The sequence below is a fragment of the Caballeronia ptereochthonis genome (genome assembly GCF_001545075.1).
Taxonomy (GTDB): domain Bacteria; phylum Pseudomonadota; class Gammaproteobacteria; order Burkholderiales; family Burkholderiaceae; genus Caballeronia; species Caballeronia ptereochthonis.
Map to the genome: position 1 here is coordinate 1 of NZ_FCOB02000062.1, position 19,341 is coordinate 19,341.

Sequence of the window (19,341 nt, forward strand, 5' to 3'; positions counted from 1 at the left end):
GACGGCTTGAGCGTGAGCGCCGCCGATGCGCTCAACAACGGCGCGGGCGGCATGATCGGCAGCAATGGCTCGCTCGACGTGAGCGCCGCGACGCTCTCGAATCAGGGGCAGCTTTCAGCGGCAGGCAGCGCCACGATTCGGGCGCAGCGCATCGACAACCACGCCGGCAGCATGACGGCGGGCGGCGCGATGACCGCGACCACACCCGGCGCCTTCAATAACGCGGGCGGCACGCTGTCGGGTGCGGCAACCACCGTTTCCGCTGAGTCGATTGACAACACGCGCGGCACGATCGAGGGCGACTCGCTCGCCGTCTCGACATCGGGCGACCTGCTCAACCGCGACGGCAAGCTCGCCCAGTATGGCGCACACAATCAGACGATCAGCGCGGGCGGTGCGCTCGATAACACGGGCGGCACGATCGCATCGAACGCGGTCAACCTGAACGTCACAGGCCAAAGCATCACCGACGACGGCGGCGCGACCCAGCACGCGGGCGCGGGCACACTTGCACTAAATTCGACCGGCGCAATCTCGAACGTGGGCGGTAGCGTGCATACCAATGGCGCGCTCGTCGCGACTGGCGCGAGTATCGACAACACGAAGGGGACGCTGTTGGCGATGCAGGCCGCGCAAGTCATCGGGACCTCGGGCATCGTCAATCGTAACGGTTCGCTCTACGGCGGCAACGGCCTCACCCTCTCAACGCTGGGCGATATCGACAACGCGAGCGGCTCCGTGCAGACGGCGGGCGACCTCTCGGCGTACGCAGGCGGCGTGCTGCTCAACACCCAAGCCGCGATCAGCGCGAACGGCGCGCACGGCACGGCGAACGTGACGGCGGCGCGTATCGACAACACGCGCGGCAGGCTCACCAATGCGGGCGATGGCGCGACGACGCTCACCGCCTCGGACGTGACGAACTCAGGCGGCACGCTCGGCGGCAATGGCGACGTGACGGTGAACGCGCAGACGCTCGAGAATGACGCGGGGGCGAACCTCGCCGCGGGCGGCGCCGGGAACCTGAACATCGCGCAGACGGTGAACAACGCGGGCGGGATGCTCTTCGGCGGCACGGCGCTGAATGTCGGTCAGGCCACGGCTGTGGTCATCAACGACGGCGGCGCGATTCTGGGCGGGCTCGACGTGTCGGCGAATGTGGCGGCGCTGTCAAACGTGAACGGCTCGATCCGCGCGAATCGCGACATCAGCGCGAGCGGCGTCGTGTCGGGCAACGGCGACATGATCGCGGGCCGCAATCTCGGGCTCACGGTCAACGGCGACTACGTCAACGACGCGGCGAACAATCTGCACGCCGACGGCGACATGAACCTGTCCGCCACGGGCACGCTCACCAACGCGGGCACGCTCGCCGCCAGCGGCGCGCTCGCGGTCAGCGGTCGCGATGTCATCAACGTGGCGGGCGCGGATATCAACTCCGCGCAAACCAGTGTCAACGCGGCGAGCTCCATCAGCAACGCAGGCCGCATCGAAGGCGATACGGTTACGACCAACAGCGCGACCTTCACCAATACCGGCCTCGTGATCGGCAATAACGTCACGATCAAAGCGACCGATGTCGACAATGCGGGCGCGGCGGCGGCGATTGCAGGCGCGAACAGCGTCCATCTCTACGCCGACAACTCCGTCACCAATCGCGACGGCGCGCTGATCTATAGCGTCGGCAATCTGGAAATTGCCAAGGATGGCACGCGCGACGCCGACGGCATGCTCGCACACCAGACCAACACGCTCACCAATAGCGCCGCGAACATCGAGGCGGACGGCGACATCGACATTGCCGCGCGCACGGTGCAGAACGAGCGCGTCGGCATGGTGACCGAAGCGGGCACGCCGCAGGATGCAGGCACGACGACGCTCGACATCTGGACAGCGGGCCTCAGTGACATGCAGCTAGGTAATTACGTCTCCGAGCGCTATCCACAGTGGAACTTCACGGCGGGCGCAATCGGCACGCAGGCGGTGCAAGGACTGGCGCAGCCGCTCACGGTCACGTTGCCGAAAGATCAGGTTATCAACGTAGACGCCAACGCGAAAAGCTTCTCGCTGACAACGCCGCTCGAAGATACCTATTTGAGCATGGGCAATGTCCCCGGCAGCCCGTTACCGGGCGTGACCGAATCGACCCGCGTCATTACCAACAATGCGACACAGTACTATTCAAGCCTGACCGACAACGGCGATGGCACAGTCTCCGTGACGTTCTGGCCGGATTTCGATCCGGCCAGAAACATTCGCCCGGATCAGGTAAAGGTCGATACGTCATTGGGCAGCGACAACCACGACTACGTTGAAATGAGCCGCACGGTTCAGACGACGAGCACGACCGACCAGCTCGTCAGCGCGGGCACTGTGGCAACGATTCAGGCACAAGGCGCGATCCGCATCAACGCAGATGGCGGCAGCGTCGAGAACGTCGCCTCCACGATGGCCGCGGGCGGCGACCTCGTGCGCCGTGCGATCGGCGGCAGCGTGACCGATAGCGGAACGGTCCTGCAAGAGACGCTCGTCGAAACATCGAAATCAGACTACTACTGGCACCAGAAGACCGGCGGCAGCGCCGACCAGATATCGGGTATCCCGAACGCGATCACGCAGACAACAACGACCGTCGATGCGCTGCCCGCTATTGCGACCTCAAACGCGACGGTGCAGACCAACGCCGCGACCATCAGCATCAATTCGGTGGATCGCCAAGGCCAGACGGTCATCGGTGCGGGCGTGACCGGGGGCAGCGCGGACGGCACGCAAACGGGGACGATTGCGGGACAAGGCGGCAAGGCGCAGAGCATCGACGGCAAGCAGGCGTCGAGCGCCAGCGGCCAGAGCGCGGATACGGGCGTCACCGGCACTCAGGCGCAAGCGGCGAGCGGCCAGACGAGCGCGCCGCAGACGGTCGGCGGTGCGACAGGCGGCATTCCGAATCTGAGGCTGCCGGTCAATGGCCTGTACACGTACAACACCGCACCGGACGGGGCGTATCTGATTGCCACCGATCCGCGCCTGACGAGCTATACGACGTTCATCAGCAGCGACTACATGCTCAATGCGCTCGATCTCGACCCGCAGAAGGTCATCAAGCGCCTGGGCGACGGCGTGTACGAGCAGACGCTGATTCGCAACCAGATCACGCAACTGACAGGGCGGACCTTCCTCGCGGGCTTTACCGATGCGATGGACGAATACATCGCGCTCATGAACCACGGCACGGTGTATGCGAAGGAATTCGGCCTGGCGGTCGGCATTGCGCTCACCCCGGAGCAGATGGCGCAGCTTACGACCGATATGGTTTGGCTCGTTTCGCAGGACGTCACCCTGCCGGACGGTTCGCATCAGACGGTGCTGGTGCCGACGGTGTATCTGGCACGCGTGAACGCCGTCGATCTGACGCATAGCGGCGCGTTGGTCGCGGGTAATGTCGTGAACCTGAACGCAAGCGGCGACGTGAACAACAGCGGGCATGTGACGAGCAACCTCGCGACGACGATCATCGGCGACAACATCGTCAACGGCGGGATCATCGGCAGCGGCGGCACGACGGCGGTCGTCGCCGTGCAGGACGTGCGCAACGTGAGCGGACGCATCGGCGGCGGCGATGTCGTCGTGCAGGCGGGGCGTGACGTCATCAACGAGACGCGCACCTATGGTGTGTCGAGCGATTTCGCATCGAGCGGCGTGACAGGGCGCGTGACGGGAACCGGTGTCGATGCGGTGGGCACGATCTCGGCGACGAACAACGTCGCGGTGATCGCCGGTCGCGACGTGAACCTCTCGGGCGCGACGATTCGGGCGGGCAGCAATGCGGGCCTCGCGGCGGGACGTGATCTCAACGCCGGCACGACCGAGTTCGCGCGTTCCCGCGAAGTGCATTCGCGTGACGGCCAGAACGGCAGCCATGACGAGATAAGCCAACAACTCGGCAGCGCGATCGTCGCCGGCAGCAACGTCGCGACGCGCTCGGGCCGCGATACGACGCTCACCGGCGCGACCATCGCAGCTGGCGGCAATGCGGCGATGATCGCGGGCGGCGATCTCACGGTCACGGCGTCGAAGGACACTGCAAGCCATTATGAGCAGTCGCTGGGCGGTTCGAACGCACAGCACGTCAGTTCGAGCTACGACGAGCAGGTCAACGGTTCGCGCGTGCGCGCGGGCGGCAATGCGACGCTCGCGGCGGGGCAGAACGGTAGCGGCAACCTCGCGATCCTCGGCTCGAACGTCACGGCGGATAAGGGCAGCGTCGCGCTCGCCGCGACGGGCGACATCAACGTTGGCAGCGTCAGCGAAACGCACGACTCCCAGCATTGGGAACACAAGGCAAGCTCGGGTTTGCTCTCGAAGACCACGACCACCGATACGGGCAATGCGCATGATGTGATCGCCACCGGCTCGACGATCTCGGGCGACACGGTGACCGGCGCGGCGGGTCGCGATATGACGATCAGCGGCTCGACAGTCGCGGCAACGCACGATGTGACGCTCGCGGCCGGAAACAATCTCACCATCAATACGTCGCAGGACACAAGCCAGTCGAGCCAGTATCACGAAGAGACGCATTCCGGCTTGGGGAGTTCGGGTGCGTCGATCGGCTACGGCAAGCGCGAGCAGAAAGACACCTATAACGACGCGTCGGCCACGAACAATGCGAGCCTGATCGGCAGCACGGATGGCAGCGTTCGCCTCGCGGCGGGCGGCGACTTGCACGTCACCGGCAGTGACCTGATCGCGGCGAAGGACATCACCGGAACGGGCGCAAATGTCACGATCGACGCGGCGACCAACTCCGCGCATCACGACGAGACGCATGAAGTCACACAGCGCGGCATCTCGATCGGCGTCGCGGGCGGCGTGGTCGATCAGGTGCGCGCCGCAAACGATCAGGCACACGCGGGAAGTCGTAGCGAGGACTCCCGCGCCTCGGCCCTGCACGCAATCGCGGCGGCGGGCAACAGCGCGGCAGCAGTCGAGTCAGTCGCGAAGGGACGGCCCGACGCGAAAATCGAGGTGAGCGTCGGCAGCAGTCACAGCAAGAGCACCTATGCCGCGGACACGACCAGCGCGGACGGTTCGAGCATCAAGGCGGGTGGAACCGCCGCGTTCGCCGCGACGAACGGCAATCTGACGATCGCCGGGTCCAACGTGAGCGCGACTGACGCCGTGCTGGCCGCGACCAATCAGATCAACCTCATCAGCGCGACAAGTACGGACAGCACGCGCAACGCGAGTGAGTCGAGCGGTTCGAGCGTCGGCGTGTCGTATGGCACGCAGGGTTTCGGCGTCGATGCGTCCAAGTCCCGGTCGAGCGGCAACGCGACCAGTGATACGACCGCGCAGCGCAACACGCACATCAACGCGGCCAACGGCGCGACGATCGTCTCGGGCGGCGACACGAACATCATCGGCGCGAACGTGAACGCCCGGCGGGTCAACGCCGACATCGGCGGCAATCTGAACATCGCGAGCGTGCAGGATACGCAAACCAGTATGGCGCATCAGCAAAGCTCGGGCGGCGGCTTCAGCATCAGTCAGGTGGGCGGCGGCGCGAGCTACAGCGATCAGCACGGCAACGCAAACGGCAGCTATGCGGGCGTGAATGAGCAATCAGGCATCCATGCGGGCGCTGGTGGCTTCAGCATCAACGTTCAAGACAATACAGACCTCAAGGGTGCAGTCATCGCGAGCGACGCCGATGCGAGCAAGAACACGCTCAACACGGGAACGCTGACGTTCAGCGATATCACTAACGCATCGAGCTACAACGCGAGCAGTAGCGGCTTTAGCGCGGGCGGCTCGATCGGTGCGCCCGCAAGTGGTACCGGGACGACCTCGGTCGGCAATGCGGGCGGCTTAGTGCCGATGCTTTCGCAGAGCGACAGCGGCAGCGAGAGCGCGACGACGCGAAGCGCGATCAGCGCGGGCACGATCAATGTCAAGGACAAGGACCATCAGACGCAGGACGTCGCCAGCCTGAGCCGTGACACGTCGAACGCGAACGGCACGGTCTCGAAGCTGCCCGATATCAATCACGTCCTCGATAAGCAAGGCGACGTGATGAACGCCGCGAGCGCGGCGGGCGAAGCGGTAGCAAAGGGCATCGGCCAGTTGGCTGACAGCAAGCGCGATGGCGCGCTCGCAGATGCGAAAGCCGCCTACGAGCGTGGCGATCTCGATGCGATGCAAAACTATCTGGATGTGGCCGATTCGTGGAGCGAATCGAGTAGCAACAGAATTGCGCTGCACGTCGCGGGCGGTGGGCTAATCGGCGGCTTGGGCGGTGGAAGCATCGGAGGCGCGGCGCAGGGTGCGGCGGGCGCAGGGATGTCGGCGTACCTGGCGGACCAGACGAAGCGGATTGCGGACACGATCGCAGACGGGACGGGTTCGGAGTTGATCGGCAAGTTCACTGGCAATACGCTCAACGTGATCGGCAGCGGTATCATCGGAGGTCCGACTGGCGCGGAGGCCGCGTCGAACGTGAATCTGTACAACCAGTGGAACGACAAGAAAGACAGCGAGGAGAAGAAGGAGACACAGGAGCTTCGCAAGATACTGGATAAAGAGCGGGCTATGCTCGGTCAGAAGCCAGTGCAGACGGCGGATATAGGTACTGCGACAGTTCGACCGCCGGTTGGGGCGCTGGGCGGGAAGACGGCAACGTCGGGTGGGACGGCCAACGCAGCGACCTATGGCGGATTGAAAGGACAACTCGCCGGTGAGAACCTGGCGAATATCACTGCCCAAGATCCAAGATTGGCTGCTGCCGTGAATGGCAGTGGCTCAAAGAATATCAACTTCAATATTGGTATTGGTACGGCGGCGGAAGCTGATCAGCTTGGGAAAACCTGGGTCGGAGATGGTGCAAAAATGACCACTGATGGGACTGGTTGGATTAGTTCGGATGGAACGCGCGTTTACCGTATGCCAAGTGAAAAGGATTCGCAGTTTGCGACAACAGGCGTACAAGCGAACTTCGAAACCTACACGGTTAATCCAGTAACCGGGCAGCGAATCAAAACGGGCAATGGCCATCTGAATGTGAGCAAGTGAGGAATTACAGATGTATGCAGTTGTGAAAGCAATCTCAAACGACGAGTTCGATCCGAAGACATTTGCTCCGGAGAACCCATCTTGTTTTTATCTGACTTTGCGAATTCGCATTGGGCTGTCGGAGACTTCAGGCGCAGACGATTTCGAGGTTTGTGTTTGCACGCCGCAGTGGTTGGAGCAAACTACGTTCGAACCGCGTTGGGGACGTCATTTACTCATTGTTCGGGAGTTCAGTTGGTCGAGTATAGAGCAACGTATTCGCGATTACGTTGCTGAATGCGACGGAAACGACTGGCAGGCAATTGCGAACAAGCTCTCCAAGGTGTTCGCATGGGAGTTTGAAGACTACCAACCCTGATGCGAAAAAACAACAAACCCAGCTTCGCGCTGGGTTTGTTGTATGTGGAGTCATTCAAGCGGGCGTGATGACGAGCTTGCCGTGTTCGACGTGAACTCTGGCGCTCTGTCAAGCTTCGAAGCCTGCCTGTTCGAGCCATCGTCCGGCGAGCTTGAACCACGGATAAAGCGGCGGCGGCATCTTACTTGGTCGCAGCGAATAAGGCCGTTCGCGCTCGGCTTCTTGAATCTTGATGTATCGCTCGGATTGCTGGTGCCGACGGTGTATCTGGCACGCGTGAACGCCGTCGATCTGACGCATAGCGGCGCACTGGTGGCGGGTAATGTCGTGAACCTGAACGCCAGCGGCGACGTGAACAACGGCGGGCATGTGAAGAGCGACCTCGCGACGACGATCATCGGCAACAACATCGTCAACGGCGGGATCATCGGCAGCGGCGGCACGACGGCAGTCGTCGCCGTGCAGGACGTGCGCAACGTGAGCGGACGCATCGGCGGCGGCGATGTCGTCGTGAAGGCGGGGCGTGACGTCATCAACGAGACGCGCATCAACGCGGCCAACGGCGCGACGATCGCCTCGGGCGGCGACACGAACATCATCGGCGCGAACGTGAACGCCCGGCAGGTCAACGCCGACATCGGCGGCAATCTGAACATCGCGAGCGTGCAGGATACGCAAACCAGTATGGCGCATCAGCAAGGCTCGGGCGGCGGCTTCAGCATCAGTCAGGCGGGCGGCGGCGCGAACTATAGCGATCAGCACGGCAACGCAAACGGCGGCTATGCGGGCGTCGGTGGGCAATCAGGCATCCATGCGGGCGCGGGTGGCTTCAGCATCAACGTTCAAGGCAATACCGACCTCAAGGGCGCGGTCATCGCGAGCGACGCCGATGCGAGCAAGAACACGCTCAACACGGGAACGCTGACGTTCAGCGATATCACTAACGCATCGAGCTACAACGCGAGCAGCAGCGGCTTTAGCGCGGGCGGCTCGATCGGTGCGCCCGCAAGTGGTACCGGGACGACCTCGGTCGGCAATGCGGGCGGCTTAGTGCCGATGCTTTCGCAGAGCGACAGCGGCAGCGAGAGCGCGACGACACGCAGTGCGATCAGCGCGGGCACGATCAATGTCAAGGACCAGGACCATCAGACGCAGGACGTCGCCAGCCTGAGCCGCGACACGTCGAACACGAATGGAACCGTGTCGAAGCTTCCCGATATCAATCACGTCCTCGACAAGCAAGGCGACATGATGAACGCCGCGAGCGCGGCGGGCGAAGCGGCTTCGACGCAGATAGGCGCGATCGCGGACGCGAAGCGAGACGGCGCGATCAAGGACGCGAAGGCAGCCTACGAGCGCGGCGACCTCGACGCAATGCAGAGCTACGTCAATACGGCGGATTTGAGGTCTGAGGGCGGCAGTGCGAGAACAGCCCTTCACACTGCGGGCGGTGGCCTGATTGGCGGTCTGGGCGGCGGCGGGATTGGCAGCGCTGCCCAAGGTGCTGCGGGCGCGGGAATGTCCGCAGCGCTGGCAAACCAGACCGCTCAACTTGCCGACGCGATCGCTGGCGCGACCGGCTCGCAGTTCGCCGGGAACATCGCGGGCAATGCCGTCAATGCGCTGGGCGGCGGTATTATTGGCGGCACGGCAGGCGCGGCCTCAGCGTCGAACGTGAACCTGTACAACCAATTCAACGACAAGAAGTAAAGCGAAGCCGCAAAGGAAGCGAAGGAACTCCGGCAGCTACTTGACAAAGAACGGGCGATGCTCGGTCAGAAGTCAGCGCAGGCTGCGAACACAGGCGCGGCTACGGTACAGCTACCGGTCGGAGCGCTTACTGGCGGCAAATCGCGGAGTAAGCCGCCGGCCCCGTTACCTGAGGCAGAAGGTCTTCCGCATACAATCGTTGAACGCTCCGGACCGGACGGGCAGTACACCACATTCAACGGTGACGGAACCTCATTGCAATATCGTGGCTCCGGATGGAACTGTCTTTATAGGAAAAGGCGTGGTTCGACCGGCGAGACAGGACGAAATACCGACAGGTAAAGCAAAATGACTGTAGAAAATTGGAAGTACGACGAATTCGTCAAAGCAAACAACGGTAAGTTCTCCGCTTTAGACTTCATTCATGCCGTCTCTGCAAACGTCGCCTTGCCCCAAGATTTTGCTCTTTGCATGGGGCATTTGTTCGCTCCGCAAATGGCTATATTCGATGGCGTCATCGTCATTGTTGACTGGTTTGACGAGGCGAAATATCAAGAGTATCGGCGTAACGGAATGTGTCCGGAGGAAGCACAGGCATGGGTGAACATGGTTGAACTAACTGACATCCTGCAAGGGATCTCGTTCGACAACGCGAAGATACTGGCAGCATTCATCGCGGGCGTGTGGGATGAGCGCATCGGCCAAGCGTTTCCAAACGAAACAGCTAGAGCTAACGTCATTCTGGAGGAGGATTCCGACGAGGTATTCATCACGATTGGAAAGTTTTCTGACGAGCGGGATGCGTCCGTCTGAAGCGCGATTGAACGAGTAAGTGCATGACAAGAAGAGAAAGATTATTGGTTTTTCCGTTAGCGGCCCTAACATCGCTCACAGTTCACGCGCAACACGCGCCGACGCCCGCCGACGAAGCAGCCGCCGCACGCGCCAACGCGCAACAGGATCAACAGGTACAACAGCAGCGCGACGCCGAGCAACGCGCGGCCACCGTGCAAGCGCCCGCCGTGCGCTCGACGCTTCCAAGCGAGGGCGAATTACCGATGCTCCCGCAAGAGCAGCCGTGCTTTCGTATCGACGCCTTCACGCTCGACGTCCCAGCGACACTCCCTGACGAGACCGGGCGCGCATGATCGGCTCTTGATGATGCGATTGAACAAGCTTAGTCTCGACTTTACCCCGCCTGCTCAGCGGGGGACTTCGAAGCCCAAACCGAACGAGCAAAAACCCCTCACCCCACCCACACCGTCACCGCGTGAATCAAAATCCCCACCGCACCACCAACCAGCGTCCCATTCACGCGAATGAACTGCAAATCCCGCCCGATATTGAGCTCGACATCCCTCACGAGAGTCGCGTCATCCCACTGCTTGACAGTAGCCGCAATATGCTTCGCGATGCCATCGCGCAACTCCGGCGCCAACGCCTTCAACGCATCGCGCATATGCTCGTTGATCGAATCGCGCAAAGCCGGATCGCTGCCGAGGGCCTCGGCAAAACTCCCGGCGACAGCCGACACCTTCGCGTGCAATGCCGAATCAGGCCGCCTGATATCCGCATCGAGCCACGCAATGAACTCGTCCCACAAGCCGCTCACGTAGCCGCGCAATTCCGGCCGGTCGAGCCATTCGCGCTTGTGCTCGTCGATGCGCGCCTTGAACGCCGGATCAGTCTTCAGCCGCTCGACGAAGCGCTCCACCGCCGCATCGAAGGCCTTGCGGCGCTCATGCGCGGGATCGCTGCTCACATCGTGCAGCCACTGGTTCGCGCCGCGCACCAATCCGGCCGCGAACTTGCTGCCAAGCTCATCGGCGTTCAGTCCGACGAAACCGAGCATGCCGATGAGCTTCGGATACTCCTCGCCCGCCACCGCGACAATGCGCGCCGCAAGCATCTCCTGCACCTCGGGCTTGTCGAGCCAGGCCGCCATCTGCTTCAAACCTTCGTCGAGCAGCAGTTGATGACGCCGGTCCGACGTCAGCGTCGACAGCACGCTACCCGCCGCGCCCGCCAGATCGAACGACTCCGCGCGGCGGCGCAACGTCTCGTAAAGCATCGACTTGACGCGCTCGTCGTCGACGAAGGACAGCAGCTGGCCCACCGCCGTCACCGCCTTCTTGCCGAGCAACTCGGCATTTTTCGGCTCGGCGAGCCACATCGACAGACGGCTCGCCGGATCGAACGCGTTCACGCGCGCGACCAGCGCATCCGTGCCGAGAAAGCGGTCGCGGACGAACACCGCCAGGTTGTCCGCGACGCGCGCCTTGTTCGCGGGCAGAATCGCCGTGTGCGGAATCGGCACGCCGAGCGGATGCCGAAACAGCGCGACCACCGCGAACCAGTCCGCGAGCGCGCCGACCATCGCAGCTTCCGCAAACGACGATACCCACGCCCAGGCGCCCGCATCGTGCCGGCTTTTCGCGAGCGCGAACAACGCGCCTGCCGCGACGAGCAGCGCGGCGGCGAACCATTTCATTCTTTTCAGCGCGACGGCTTTGTCCTGCGTTTCCATCTATCTTGCATTCATGGTTTCGAAGAGGTCGCCAGCATACCAGCACGCCGTTGCAAATCGAACAGCGCGCCCATCGCGCGCGCTGCATCGTCCACCGGCACGAAGATGTGATCGTGATACGCCGCCGCAATCACATTGCAACTGATGTTCGCCTCGCCGAGCGCCCGCGCGAACGCCGCCGTCAAACCGACCGCGTTCAGGTCCGAATGCACGGTCAGCGTGATCCACGCCGCGCGAAAGAGCGGTTCGATGCCTGCCGCCCGCGCCACGCCCTCTTCCATCACGACTGTCAGGCCCTCGCGCTCGCGAACCGTCGCGACGATGCCCGCGCCGCTCGCCGCTGCATCGTGCGGCAGCGCCGCAAACACGTACACGCCCGGTTGCAGTTCGGGCTGCATCGACACGAGCAGCGTGTCGAGATCGGAAATGGCTTTCGTCGAAGTCATGCCGCATCCTCCGCCGGGCGCGTCCTGCCAAGCACCGGCCGCAGCGCCGCGCCCGTGTGGCTGCGCGGATGCGTCGCGAGCGTGTCCGGGTCCGCCGCCGCGACGATCGTGCCGCCGTTCACGCCGCCTTCCGGCCCGAGATCGAGCACCCAGTCGGCTTCGGCGATCACGTCGAGATCGTGCTCGATGACGATCACGCTATGCCCGCCATCCACCAGCCGATGCAGCACGCGAATCAGCTTCGCCACGTCCGCCATATGCAGGCCGACCGTCGGCTCGTCGAGCACGTAGAGCGTGTGCGGCGGCCTCTGGCCGCGCCGCGTGATGTCGTCGCGGACTTTCGACAGCTCCGTCACGAGCTTGATGCGCTGCGCCTCGCCGCCCGAGAGCGTCGGCGACGGCTGGCCGAGCGTCAGATAGCCAAGACCGACATCGCGCAGCAGTTGCAGCGGATGCGCGATGCTCTGCATCGACGAGAAGAACTCGGCGGCCTCGTCGATCTCCATCGTCAGTACTTCGCCGATGTTCTTGCCGCGCCACGTCACCGCGAGCGTCTCGGGATTGAAGCGCTGGCCGTGGCACACGTCGCACGGCACTTTCACGTCCGGCAGGAAGCTCATCGCGATGGTGCGCACGCCCTGGCCTTCGCATGCCGGGCAGCGCCCTTCGCCCGTGTTGAATGAGAAACGCGACGGCGTGTAGCCACGCGCGCGCGCTTCGAGCGTATCGGCAAACAGCTTGCGGATGGTATCCCACATGCCGATGTAGGTCGCCGGGCACGAGCGCGGCGTCTTGCCGATCGGCGTCTGATCGACTTCGAGCACGCGGTCGATCGCCTCGAAGCCGGTGATGCCCGCACAGCCCTGCCACGCGTGCGTGACGTTGAACTTCGGCCGCGGCGTCTCGCGCGCGAGGACGCTGGCGCGTGATTTCGTCGCGGGTGCATCGGCTTGCGCCGCCTTGCGCGCGCGCCGCACCGCCGGCGACGACAGCACCGAGCGGCCCACGGCATCGAGCAGGTTGGTCATCAGCACGTCGCGCGCGAGCGTCGACTTGCCCGAGCCGGACACGCCCGTGATCGCGACGAGGCGATTCAACGGCACGCTCGCCGTCACGTTGCGCAGGTTGTGCAGCGTCGCGCCTTCGACCGTGAGCCACTGCTCCGGCACGGCGGGCCGTTTCGCCGTCGCGGCGCGCACTTCGCGGCGCGCCTGCAGCGGATGAACGATCGGATTGGCGAGAAACTGGCCGGTCAGCGATGCCTTGTGCGCCGCGAGGTCCGTCACGTTGCCTTGAGCCACCACCGTGCCGCCGCGCTTGCCCGCACCCGGCCCGATATCGATGATGTGATCCGCGCGGCGAATCGTGTCCTCGTCATGCTCGACGACGACGAGCGTGTTGCCCTTGTCGTTCAGCTTCTTGAGCGCGCTCAGGAGGATCAGGTTGTCGCGCGGATGCAGACCGATCGTCGGCTCGTCGAGCACGTAGCACACGCCCTGCAAGTTGCTGCCCAGTTGCGCGGCGAGGCGAATGCGCTGGGCTTCGCCACCGGAAAGCGTCGGCGCGGCGCGATCGAGGCTCAGATAGCCGAGACCGACTTCCTCCAGAAACTGCAAACGCCCTTCGATCTCGCTGACGACGTCGCGCGCGATATCCGCATCGCGGCCCTTGAGCTTCAGCTTCGAGATCCACTCGCGCGTATCGCTGACCGTCCAGCGACCGACTTCCGTGATCGGATAATTGCCGAACGTGACCGCACGCGCGACATCGTTCAGGCGCGTCCCTTCGCAATCCGGGCACGGCTGGTCGACGATATCGTCCGGCTCCTGATCCACCGATCCGATGCTCTGCTCGCGCCCGCGTTCGTCCTGCGCGAACAGCGTGTCGTCGAACGCGGCGCGCTGCTCGCGCGTGAGCTTCACGCCCGTGCCGACGCACGTATTGCACCAGCCGTGCTTGCTGTTGTAGGAGAACATGCGCGGATCGAGCTCGGGATAGCTCGTGCCGCACACCGGGCACGCGCGCTTCGTCGAGAACACGCGGGTCTCTTCCGCGCCGCGGCGCTTGCCGTTGCCCCACGAGCCGTGCAAGTCGTCGAGCGGCGCGATCAGATGCATCACGCCCTTGCCGATTTCGAGCGTCTCGTCGAGCAGGCTGCGCAGGTCCGCTTCGTTGTCGGCGGAGACGACGAGATCGGCGACGGGCAGCTCGATCGTATGCTCGCGGAAGCGATCGAGCTTCGGCCACGGACTCACCGGCAGGAATTCGCCGTCGACGCGCAGATGCGTATTGCCGCGCGCCTTCGCCCATTTCGCGAGATCGGTGTAGACGCCCTTGCGATTCACGACGAGCGGCGCCAGCAAACCGACATGCTGACCCTTGAAGTCACGCATGATCTGCGCGGCGATCGATTCGGAGCTTTGCGCCTGGACCGGCGTGCCGTCGTGGATGCAGTGCTGGAGGCCGAGCTTCACATACAGCAGACGCAGGAAATGCCAGACTTCCGACGTGGTCGCGACCGTCGACTTGCGTCCGCCGCGCGACAGCCGCTGCTCGATCGCGACGGTCGGCGGAATGCCATAGACGGCATCGACTTCGGGACGGCCCGCCGGCTGCACGATGGAGCGCGCATACGCGTTGAGCGATTCGAGATAACGGCGCTGGCCTTCGTGAAAGAGGATGTCGAACGCGAGCGTCGATTTGCCCGAGCCCGACACGCCCGTCACCACGTTGAACTTGTTGTGCGGGATATCGACGTCGAGCGACTTCAGGTTGTGCTCGCGCGCGTTGACGATGCGCACGACGTCCTCGCCCTGCAGCGCCCGGCGCGCGCTCGCCACTTCCGCCGCGAGTTGCAAAGGCACGCCGGTGCGCTTTTCGGCGGCGCCCGGCGCCATCGCTTCCTCGTATTCCAGCAAGGCGCGGCCCGTATGCGACTGCTCGCACGCGGCCACGTCATCCGGCGTGCCGACGCACACCACCTGGCCGCCGCCGTCGCCGCCTTCGGGACCGAGATCGATGATCCAGTCCGCCGCGCGGATCACGTCGAGATTGTGCTCGATCACGATCAGCGAATGGCCGCGCTCCAGCAGGCGGCGCAACGCCTGCATCAGCTTGGCGATGTCGTCGAAATGCAGGCCCGTGGTCGGCTCGTCGAACATGAAGAGGCGGCGTTCCTGCCCGCCGCCCTTCTTCGCCTGCGAGGTCTCCGCGAGAAAGCCCGCGAGCTTCAGGCGCTGCGCTTCGCCGCCGGAGAGCGTCGGCACCGGCTGGCCGAGCTTCACGTATTCGAGGCCCACATCGACGATCGGCTGCAGGACGCGCAGCACTTCGGCATCGCTCGCGAAGAGCTCGACGGCTTCGCTCACCGTCAGCTCGAGCACATCCGCGACGCTCAGCTGACGTCCGCCGCGCTCGATCTTCACTTCGAGAACCTCCGCGCGATAACGCCGGCCGTCGCAATCCGGGCAGCGCAGATAGACGTCGCTCAGAAACTGCATCTCGACGTGCTCGAAGCCCGAGCCGCCGCAGGTCGGGCAGCGGCCGTCGCCCGAATTGAAGCTGAACATGCTCGCGCCATAGCCGCGCTGCAGGGCGAGCGGCGCCTTGGCGTAGAGCTTGCGGATTTCGTCGAACGCGCCGACATAGCTCGCCGGATTCGAGCGCGCCGTGCGGCCGATCGGCGACTGATCGACGAACACGACGTCGCTCAACTGGTCTGCGCCCTTGAGCGCGCGGAACGCCCCGGGCGCTTCGGTGGCCTTGCCGAAATGACGCATCAGCGCGGGCGCGAGCACGTCCTGAATCAGCGTCGATTTGCCCGAGCCCGACACCCCCGTCACGCAGACGAGCCGCTGCAACGGGATATCGACCGTGACGTCCTGAAGGTTGTGATCGCTCGCGCCTTCGAGCGTGAGACGCGGCGTCTCGCCGTCGACGGCACGGCGGTTCCAGTTCGACGCATGCGCGACGTGCTTGCGGCCACCGAGATAGGCGCCGGTCAGCGTGTCGGTCGTCTGGATCTCGTCGGGCGCGCCGTCGTAGACGATCTGGCCGCCGCGCTCGCCCGGCCCCGGCCCCATGTCGATGAGACGGTCCGCCGCGAGCATCACCGAAGGATCGTGCTCCACGACGACGAGCGTATTGCCCGCATCGCGCAGCCGATGCATCGCCTCGACGATGCGGTTCAGATCGCGCGGATGCAGGCCGATGCTCGGCTCATCGAGCACGAAAAGCGTGTTGACGAGCGAGGTGCCGAGCGCGGTCGTCAGATTGATGCGCTGCACTTCGCCGCCCGAAAGCGTGCGGCTCTGGCGATCGAGCGTGAGATAGCCCAGGCCGACATCGCAGAGATACTTGAGGCGCGTGCGCACTTCCGCGTGCAGCAGCTTGAGCGCTTCGTCGAGCAAGGTCGACGGCAGCGTCAGCGAATCGAAGAAGCGGCGGATGCGCTCGATCGGCATCAGCATCAGATCGTGCACGGTCAGGCCCGGCAACGCTTCGAGCTGCGCGCGCGTCCAGTCGACTCCGTTGGGCATGAAGCGGTCCGACGGCGAAAGCACCGCATCGGCCTGCTCCTTCGTGCCGAGACGCCACAGCAGCGATTCGGTCTTCAGACGCGCGCCCGCGCAAACCGGGCAGGTCGTGTAGCTGCGATATTTCGACAGCAGCACGCGGATATGCATCTTGTACGCCTTCGACTCCAGATAGTCGAAGAAGCGCTGCACGCCGTACCACTGGTTCTGCCATTTGCCCGTCCAGTCCGGCGAGCCCTTGATGACCCAGTCGCGCTCCTGTTGCGTGAGCTCGCTCCAGGGCACGCCGAGACGAATGCCCGCCTTCGCGCCATAGCGCACGAGATCGTCCTGATTCTCTTTCCATGCGGGCGTCTGCAGCGTCTTGACGGCGCCTTCGCGCAGCGTCTTCTTCTCGTCGGGAATGACGAGGCCGTAATCGACGCCGATCACGCGCCCGAAGCCCCGGCAGGTCTCGCACGCGCCGTAGGCGGAATTGAAGGAGAACAGCGCGGGCTGCGGGTCCGCGTAGCGCAAGTCGCTTTCCGGGCTATGCAGACCAGTGGAAAAGCGCCAGATTTCCGGCTCGCCCTCGTCCTTCAGCACATACACGTCCACGCGCCCGGTGCCGCGCAGCAAGGCGCTTTCGATCGCCTCCAGCGCGCGCGCGCGCTCCGTGTTCTGCAGGCGGAAACGGTCCGCGACGACATCGAGCATCTGTCGCGCGCCGGATTCCGTCCGCACGTGGCGCTTCGCCTGCACGCGCGTGTAGCCGCTCGCGGAAAGCCATTGCGCGACTTCCTCGTCGCTCGCGGTATCGGGCAACTCGACGGGAAACGTGATCGCGAGACGCGGATCGTCGGCGCGCGTGCGTTCGAGCAGTTCGGCGTAGATCGTCTCGGGCGTGTCGTGGCGCACGCGGTGCGAGGTCTTCCTGTCGAAGAGCTCGGCGGCGCGCGCGTAGAACAGCTTCAGATGGTCGTTCAGCTCGGTCATCGTGCCGACGGTCGAGCGCGAGCTGCGCACCGGGTTCGTCTGGTCGATGGCGATGGCGGGCGGCACGCCGTCCACGCGATCGACCTGCGGGCGGTCCATCCGGTCGAGAAACTGGCGCGCATACGCGCTGAAGGTTTCGACGTAGCGGCGCTGGCCCTCCGCGTACAGCGTATCGAACACGAGACTCGACTTGCCGGAACCGGACGGGCCGGTCACGACCGTCATCTGGCCGGTGTGCAGGTCGAGGTCGAGATTCTTCAGGTTGTGCTGACGTGCGCCGCGAATGCGGATTGCGTTGTTCGATGCCAATTTTTCAACCGGTTCAATGAGTTGGGTGGCCTTCAGGGCCGTGGGCGGCGTCACGCGAGTGTTCGGAAGCGCGCGGCCGCCGCAGCGAACAGTACTGTACACGCATACAGTGTTTGTCGCCAAACGTGTCAGCAATGTCCGCTTTCGCTTCGCAAGGCGCTCGCCTGATCCGCCTTCAGGCCAGATGCGCGATGACCGCGTCCGCGACGGCGTCCGGCGCCTCGCGCAGCGGAAAATGCCCCGCGCCCTCGATCACGACGCGCCGGTATCCCGCGGTGAAATACCCTTCCTGCCCTTCCGAGCTCGCCGGTTCGTCGCACGAATCCGCGCCGCCCTGGATCATCAGCGCGGGCACGCCGATGCGCTCGATCGTCGCAAGCCGCGCGTAGAGTTCCGCGAGCGCCGGATCGGACGGCTGATCGCCGCGCCAGCGCCGCCGATAGGCGTTGAGCGTGATCGGCACCCAGTCGGGATTGTCGAAGGCGCGCGCCGTCGCCGCGAACTCGGCCTCGTCGAACCAGCCGGGCGGAGACCACGTGTCCCACTGAATGCGGGCGAAGCCTTTGGGATCGGCCGCGACGGCGTCCGGGCCGCCGTCGAGCGACATGAACCACTGGTACCAGAAGCGCCGCGCCTGCGAGAAATCGGGCAACCTGAACACGCCGCGCGGCTGATACGCGAGCGCGAGCGCGGCCATGCGGCGCACGCGCCCGGGGAACAACGCGGAAATCGTGTACGCGGCGCGCGCGCCCCAGTCGTGGCCGACGACATCGAACCGCGCGATGCCGAGCGCATCCGCGAGATCGACGGCGTCTTTCGCGAGCGCGACGCCCGAGCCGTCGCGCACGGTATCGGCCGCCAGAAAGCGCGTGCCGCCCGCGCCGCGTAATTCGGGCACGATGGTGCGATAGCCCGCCGCGTTCAGGCGCGCGGCCACCGCGTTCCACGCGCGCGCCGCATCGGGCCAGCCGTGCAGCAGGATCACGATGGGGCCGTCGGCGGGACCGGAATCGGCATAGGCGATATCGAGCGTCGGCGTGCGCGCGGGGCGTCCGAAGTCAAGCATGGCGAGACTCCTTGTCTGGGACCGCAAAGGGGAAAAGTCATTCTAGCGATCAAGGGAAACGCGCGCTCGGCACGCCGATCGATGAAATAATCGCCCTTCCATTCGCGTTCCCAGCACTGACAGGAGACCCGCATGACCCGCAACGCATACCGCATCGCCGTGATTCCCGGCGACGGCATCGGCAAGGAAGTGATGCCCGAAGCATTGCGCGCGCTCGACGCCGTCGGCAAGCGCTTCGGCATCGCGCTGGAGTATCGGCATATCGACTGGGCGAGCTGCGACTACTACGCGCAGCACGGCCAGATGATGCCCGACGACTGGAAGACGCAGATCCAGGATGCCGATGC

At 64.4% G+C, this 19,341-nt stretch carries 8 protein-coding genes and 2 pseudogenes; 6 read left to right on the forward strand and 4 right to left on the reverse strand.

Translation table 11 applies throughout. The features are described from left to right. The 5 genes and pseudogenes from AWB83_RS34680 to AWB83_RS34705 form a co-directional block, all read left to right on the forward strand. Nucleotides 1–6,198 (forward strand): annotated as a pseudogene (locus AWB83_RS34680) (hemagglutinin repeat-containing protein); the annotation flags it as partial. 880 nt (nucleotides 6,199–7,078) lie between these two features. Continuing rightward, nucleotides 7,079–7,426: an immunity 8 family protein gene (locus AWB83_RS34685; RefSeq protein WP_087050117.1), complete on the forward strand. Its 348-nt coding sequence runs from the start codon at nucleotides 7,079–7,081 to the stop codon at nucleotides 7,424–7,426. Nucleotides 7,427–7,960: 534 nt separating this feature from the next. After that, a pseudogene (locus tag AWB83_RS37865) lies at nucleotides 7,961–8,389 on the forward strand (hemagglutinin repeat-containing protein); the annotation flags it as partial. A 1,095-nt stretch (nucleotides 8,390–9,484) separates the two neighbouring features. Further along, nucleotides 9,485–9,949, forward strand: a complete 465-nt coding sequence (locus tag AWB83_RS34700; RefSeq protein ID WP_087050119.1) for a hypothetical protein — start codon at nucleotides 9,485–9,487, stop codon at nucleotides 9,947–9,949. Between the two features lie 23 nt (nucleotides 9,950–9,972). Further along, entirely contained in the window at nucleotides 9,973–10,284 is a 312-nt protein-coding gene (locus tag AWB83_RS34705; protein WP_208636841.1) for a hypothetical protein, read from the forward strand. Nucleotides 10,285–10,382: 98 nt separating this feature from the next. Here the strand turns inward: AWB83_RS34705 and AWB83_RS34710 are convergent, their stop codons facing one another. The 4 genes from AWB83_RS34710 to AWB83_RS34725 all read right to left on the reverse strand — a co-directional run bounded on the left by AWB83_RS34710 (nucleotide 10,383) and on the right by AWB83_RS34725 (nucleotide 18,994). Continuing rightward, nucleotides 10,383–11,663: a DUF445 domain-containing protein gene (locus AWB83_RS34710; RefSeq protein WP_087050120.1), complete on the reverse strand. Its 1,281-nt coding sequence runs from the start codon at nucleotides 11,661–11,663 to the stop codon at nucleotides 10,383–10,385. Between the two features lie 11 nt (nucleotides 11,664–11,674). Next, nucleotides 11,675–12,109, reverse strand: a complete 435-nt coding sequence (locus AWB83_RS34715) for an ACT domain-containing protein (protein ID WP_087050121.1) — start codon at nucleotides 12,107–12,109, stop codon at nucleotides 11,675–11,677. Continuing rightward, nucleotides 12,106–17,928: an excinuclease ABC subunit UvrA gene (gene uvrA, locus AWB83_RS34720; protein ID WP_087050122.1), complete on the reverse strand. Its 5,823-nt coding sequence runs from the start codon at nucleotides 17,926–17,928 to the stop codon at nucleotides 12,106–12,108. The genes AWB83_RS34715 and uvrA overlap by 4 nt, the downstream gene beginning before the upstream one ends. Nucleotides 17,929–18,103: 175 nt before the next feature. Then, entirely contained in the window at nucleotides 18,104–18,994 is an 891-nt protein-coding gene (locus AWB83_RS34725; RefSeq protein WP_087050123.1) for an alpha/beta fold hydrolase, read from the reverse strand. 132 nt (nucleotides 18,995–19,126) lie between these two features. Here AWB83_RS34725 and AWB83_RS34730 point away from each other — a divergent pair. Continuing rightward, nucleotides 19,127–19,341 (forward strand): isocitrate/isopropylmalate family dehydrogenase (locus tag AWB83_RS34730; protein WP_244197994.1); only part of this gene is annotated, 215 nt, incomplete at its 3' end.

Excerpts from the sequence above, each read along its gene's own strand:
- AWB83_RS34685 (WP_087050117.1), top strand. The coding sequence starts at position 7,079 with ATGTATGCAGTTGTGAAAGCAATCTCAAACGACGAGTTCGATCCGAAG.
- AWB83_RS34700 (WP_087050119.1), top strand. The coding sequence starts at position 9,485 with ATGACTGTAGAAAATTGGAAGTACGACGAATTCGTCAAAGCAAACAAC.
- AWB83_RS34705 (WP_208636841.1), top strand. The coding sequence starts at position 9,973 with ATGACAAGAAGAGAAAGATTATTGGTTTTTCCGTTAGCGGCCCTAACA.
- AWB83_RS34710 (WP_087050120.1), bottom strand. The coding sequence starts at position 11,663 with ATGGAAACGCAGGACAAAGCCGTCGCGCTGAAAAGAATGAAATGGTTC.
- AWB83_RS34715 (WP_087050121.1), bottom strand. The coding sequence starts at position 12,109 with ATGACTTCGACGAAAGCCATTTCCGATCTCGACACGCTGCTCGTGTCG.
- AWB83_RS34725 (WP_087050123.1), bottom strand. The coding sequence starts at position 18,994 with ATGCTTGACTTCGGACGCCCCGCGCGCACGCCGACGCTCGATATCGCC.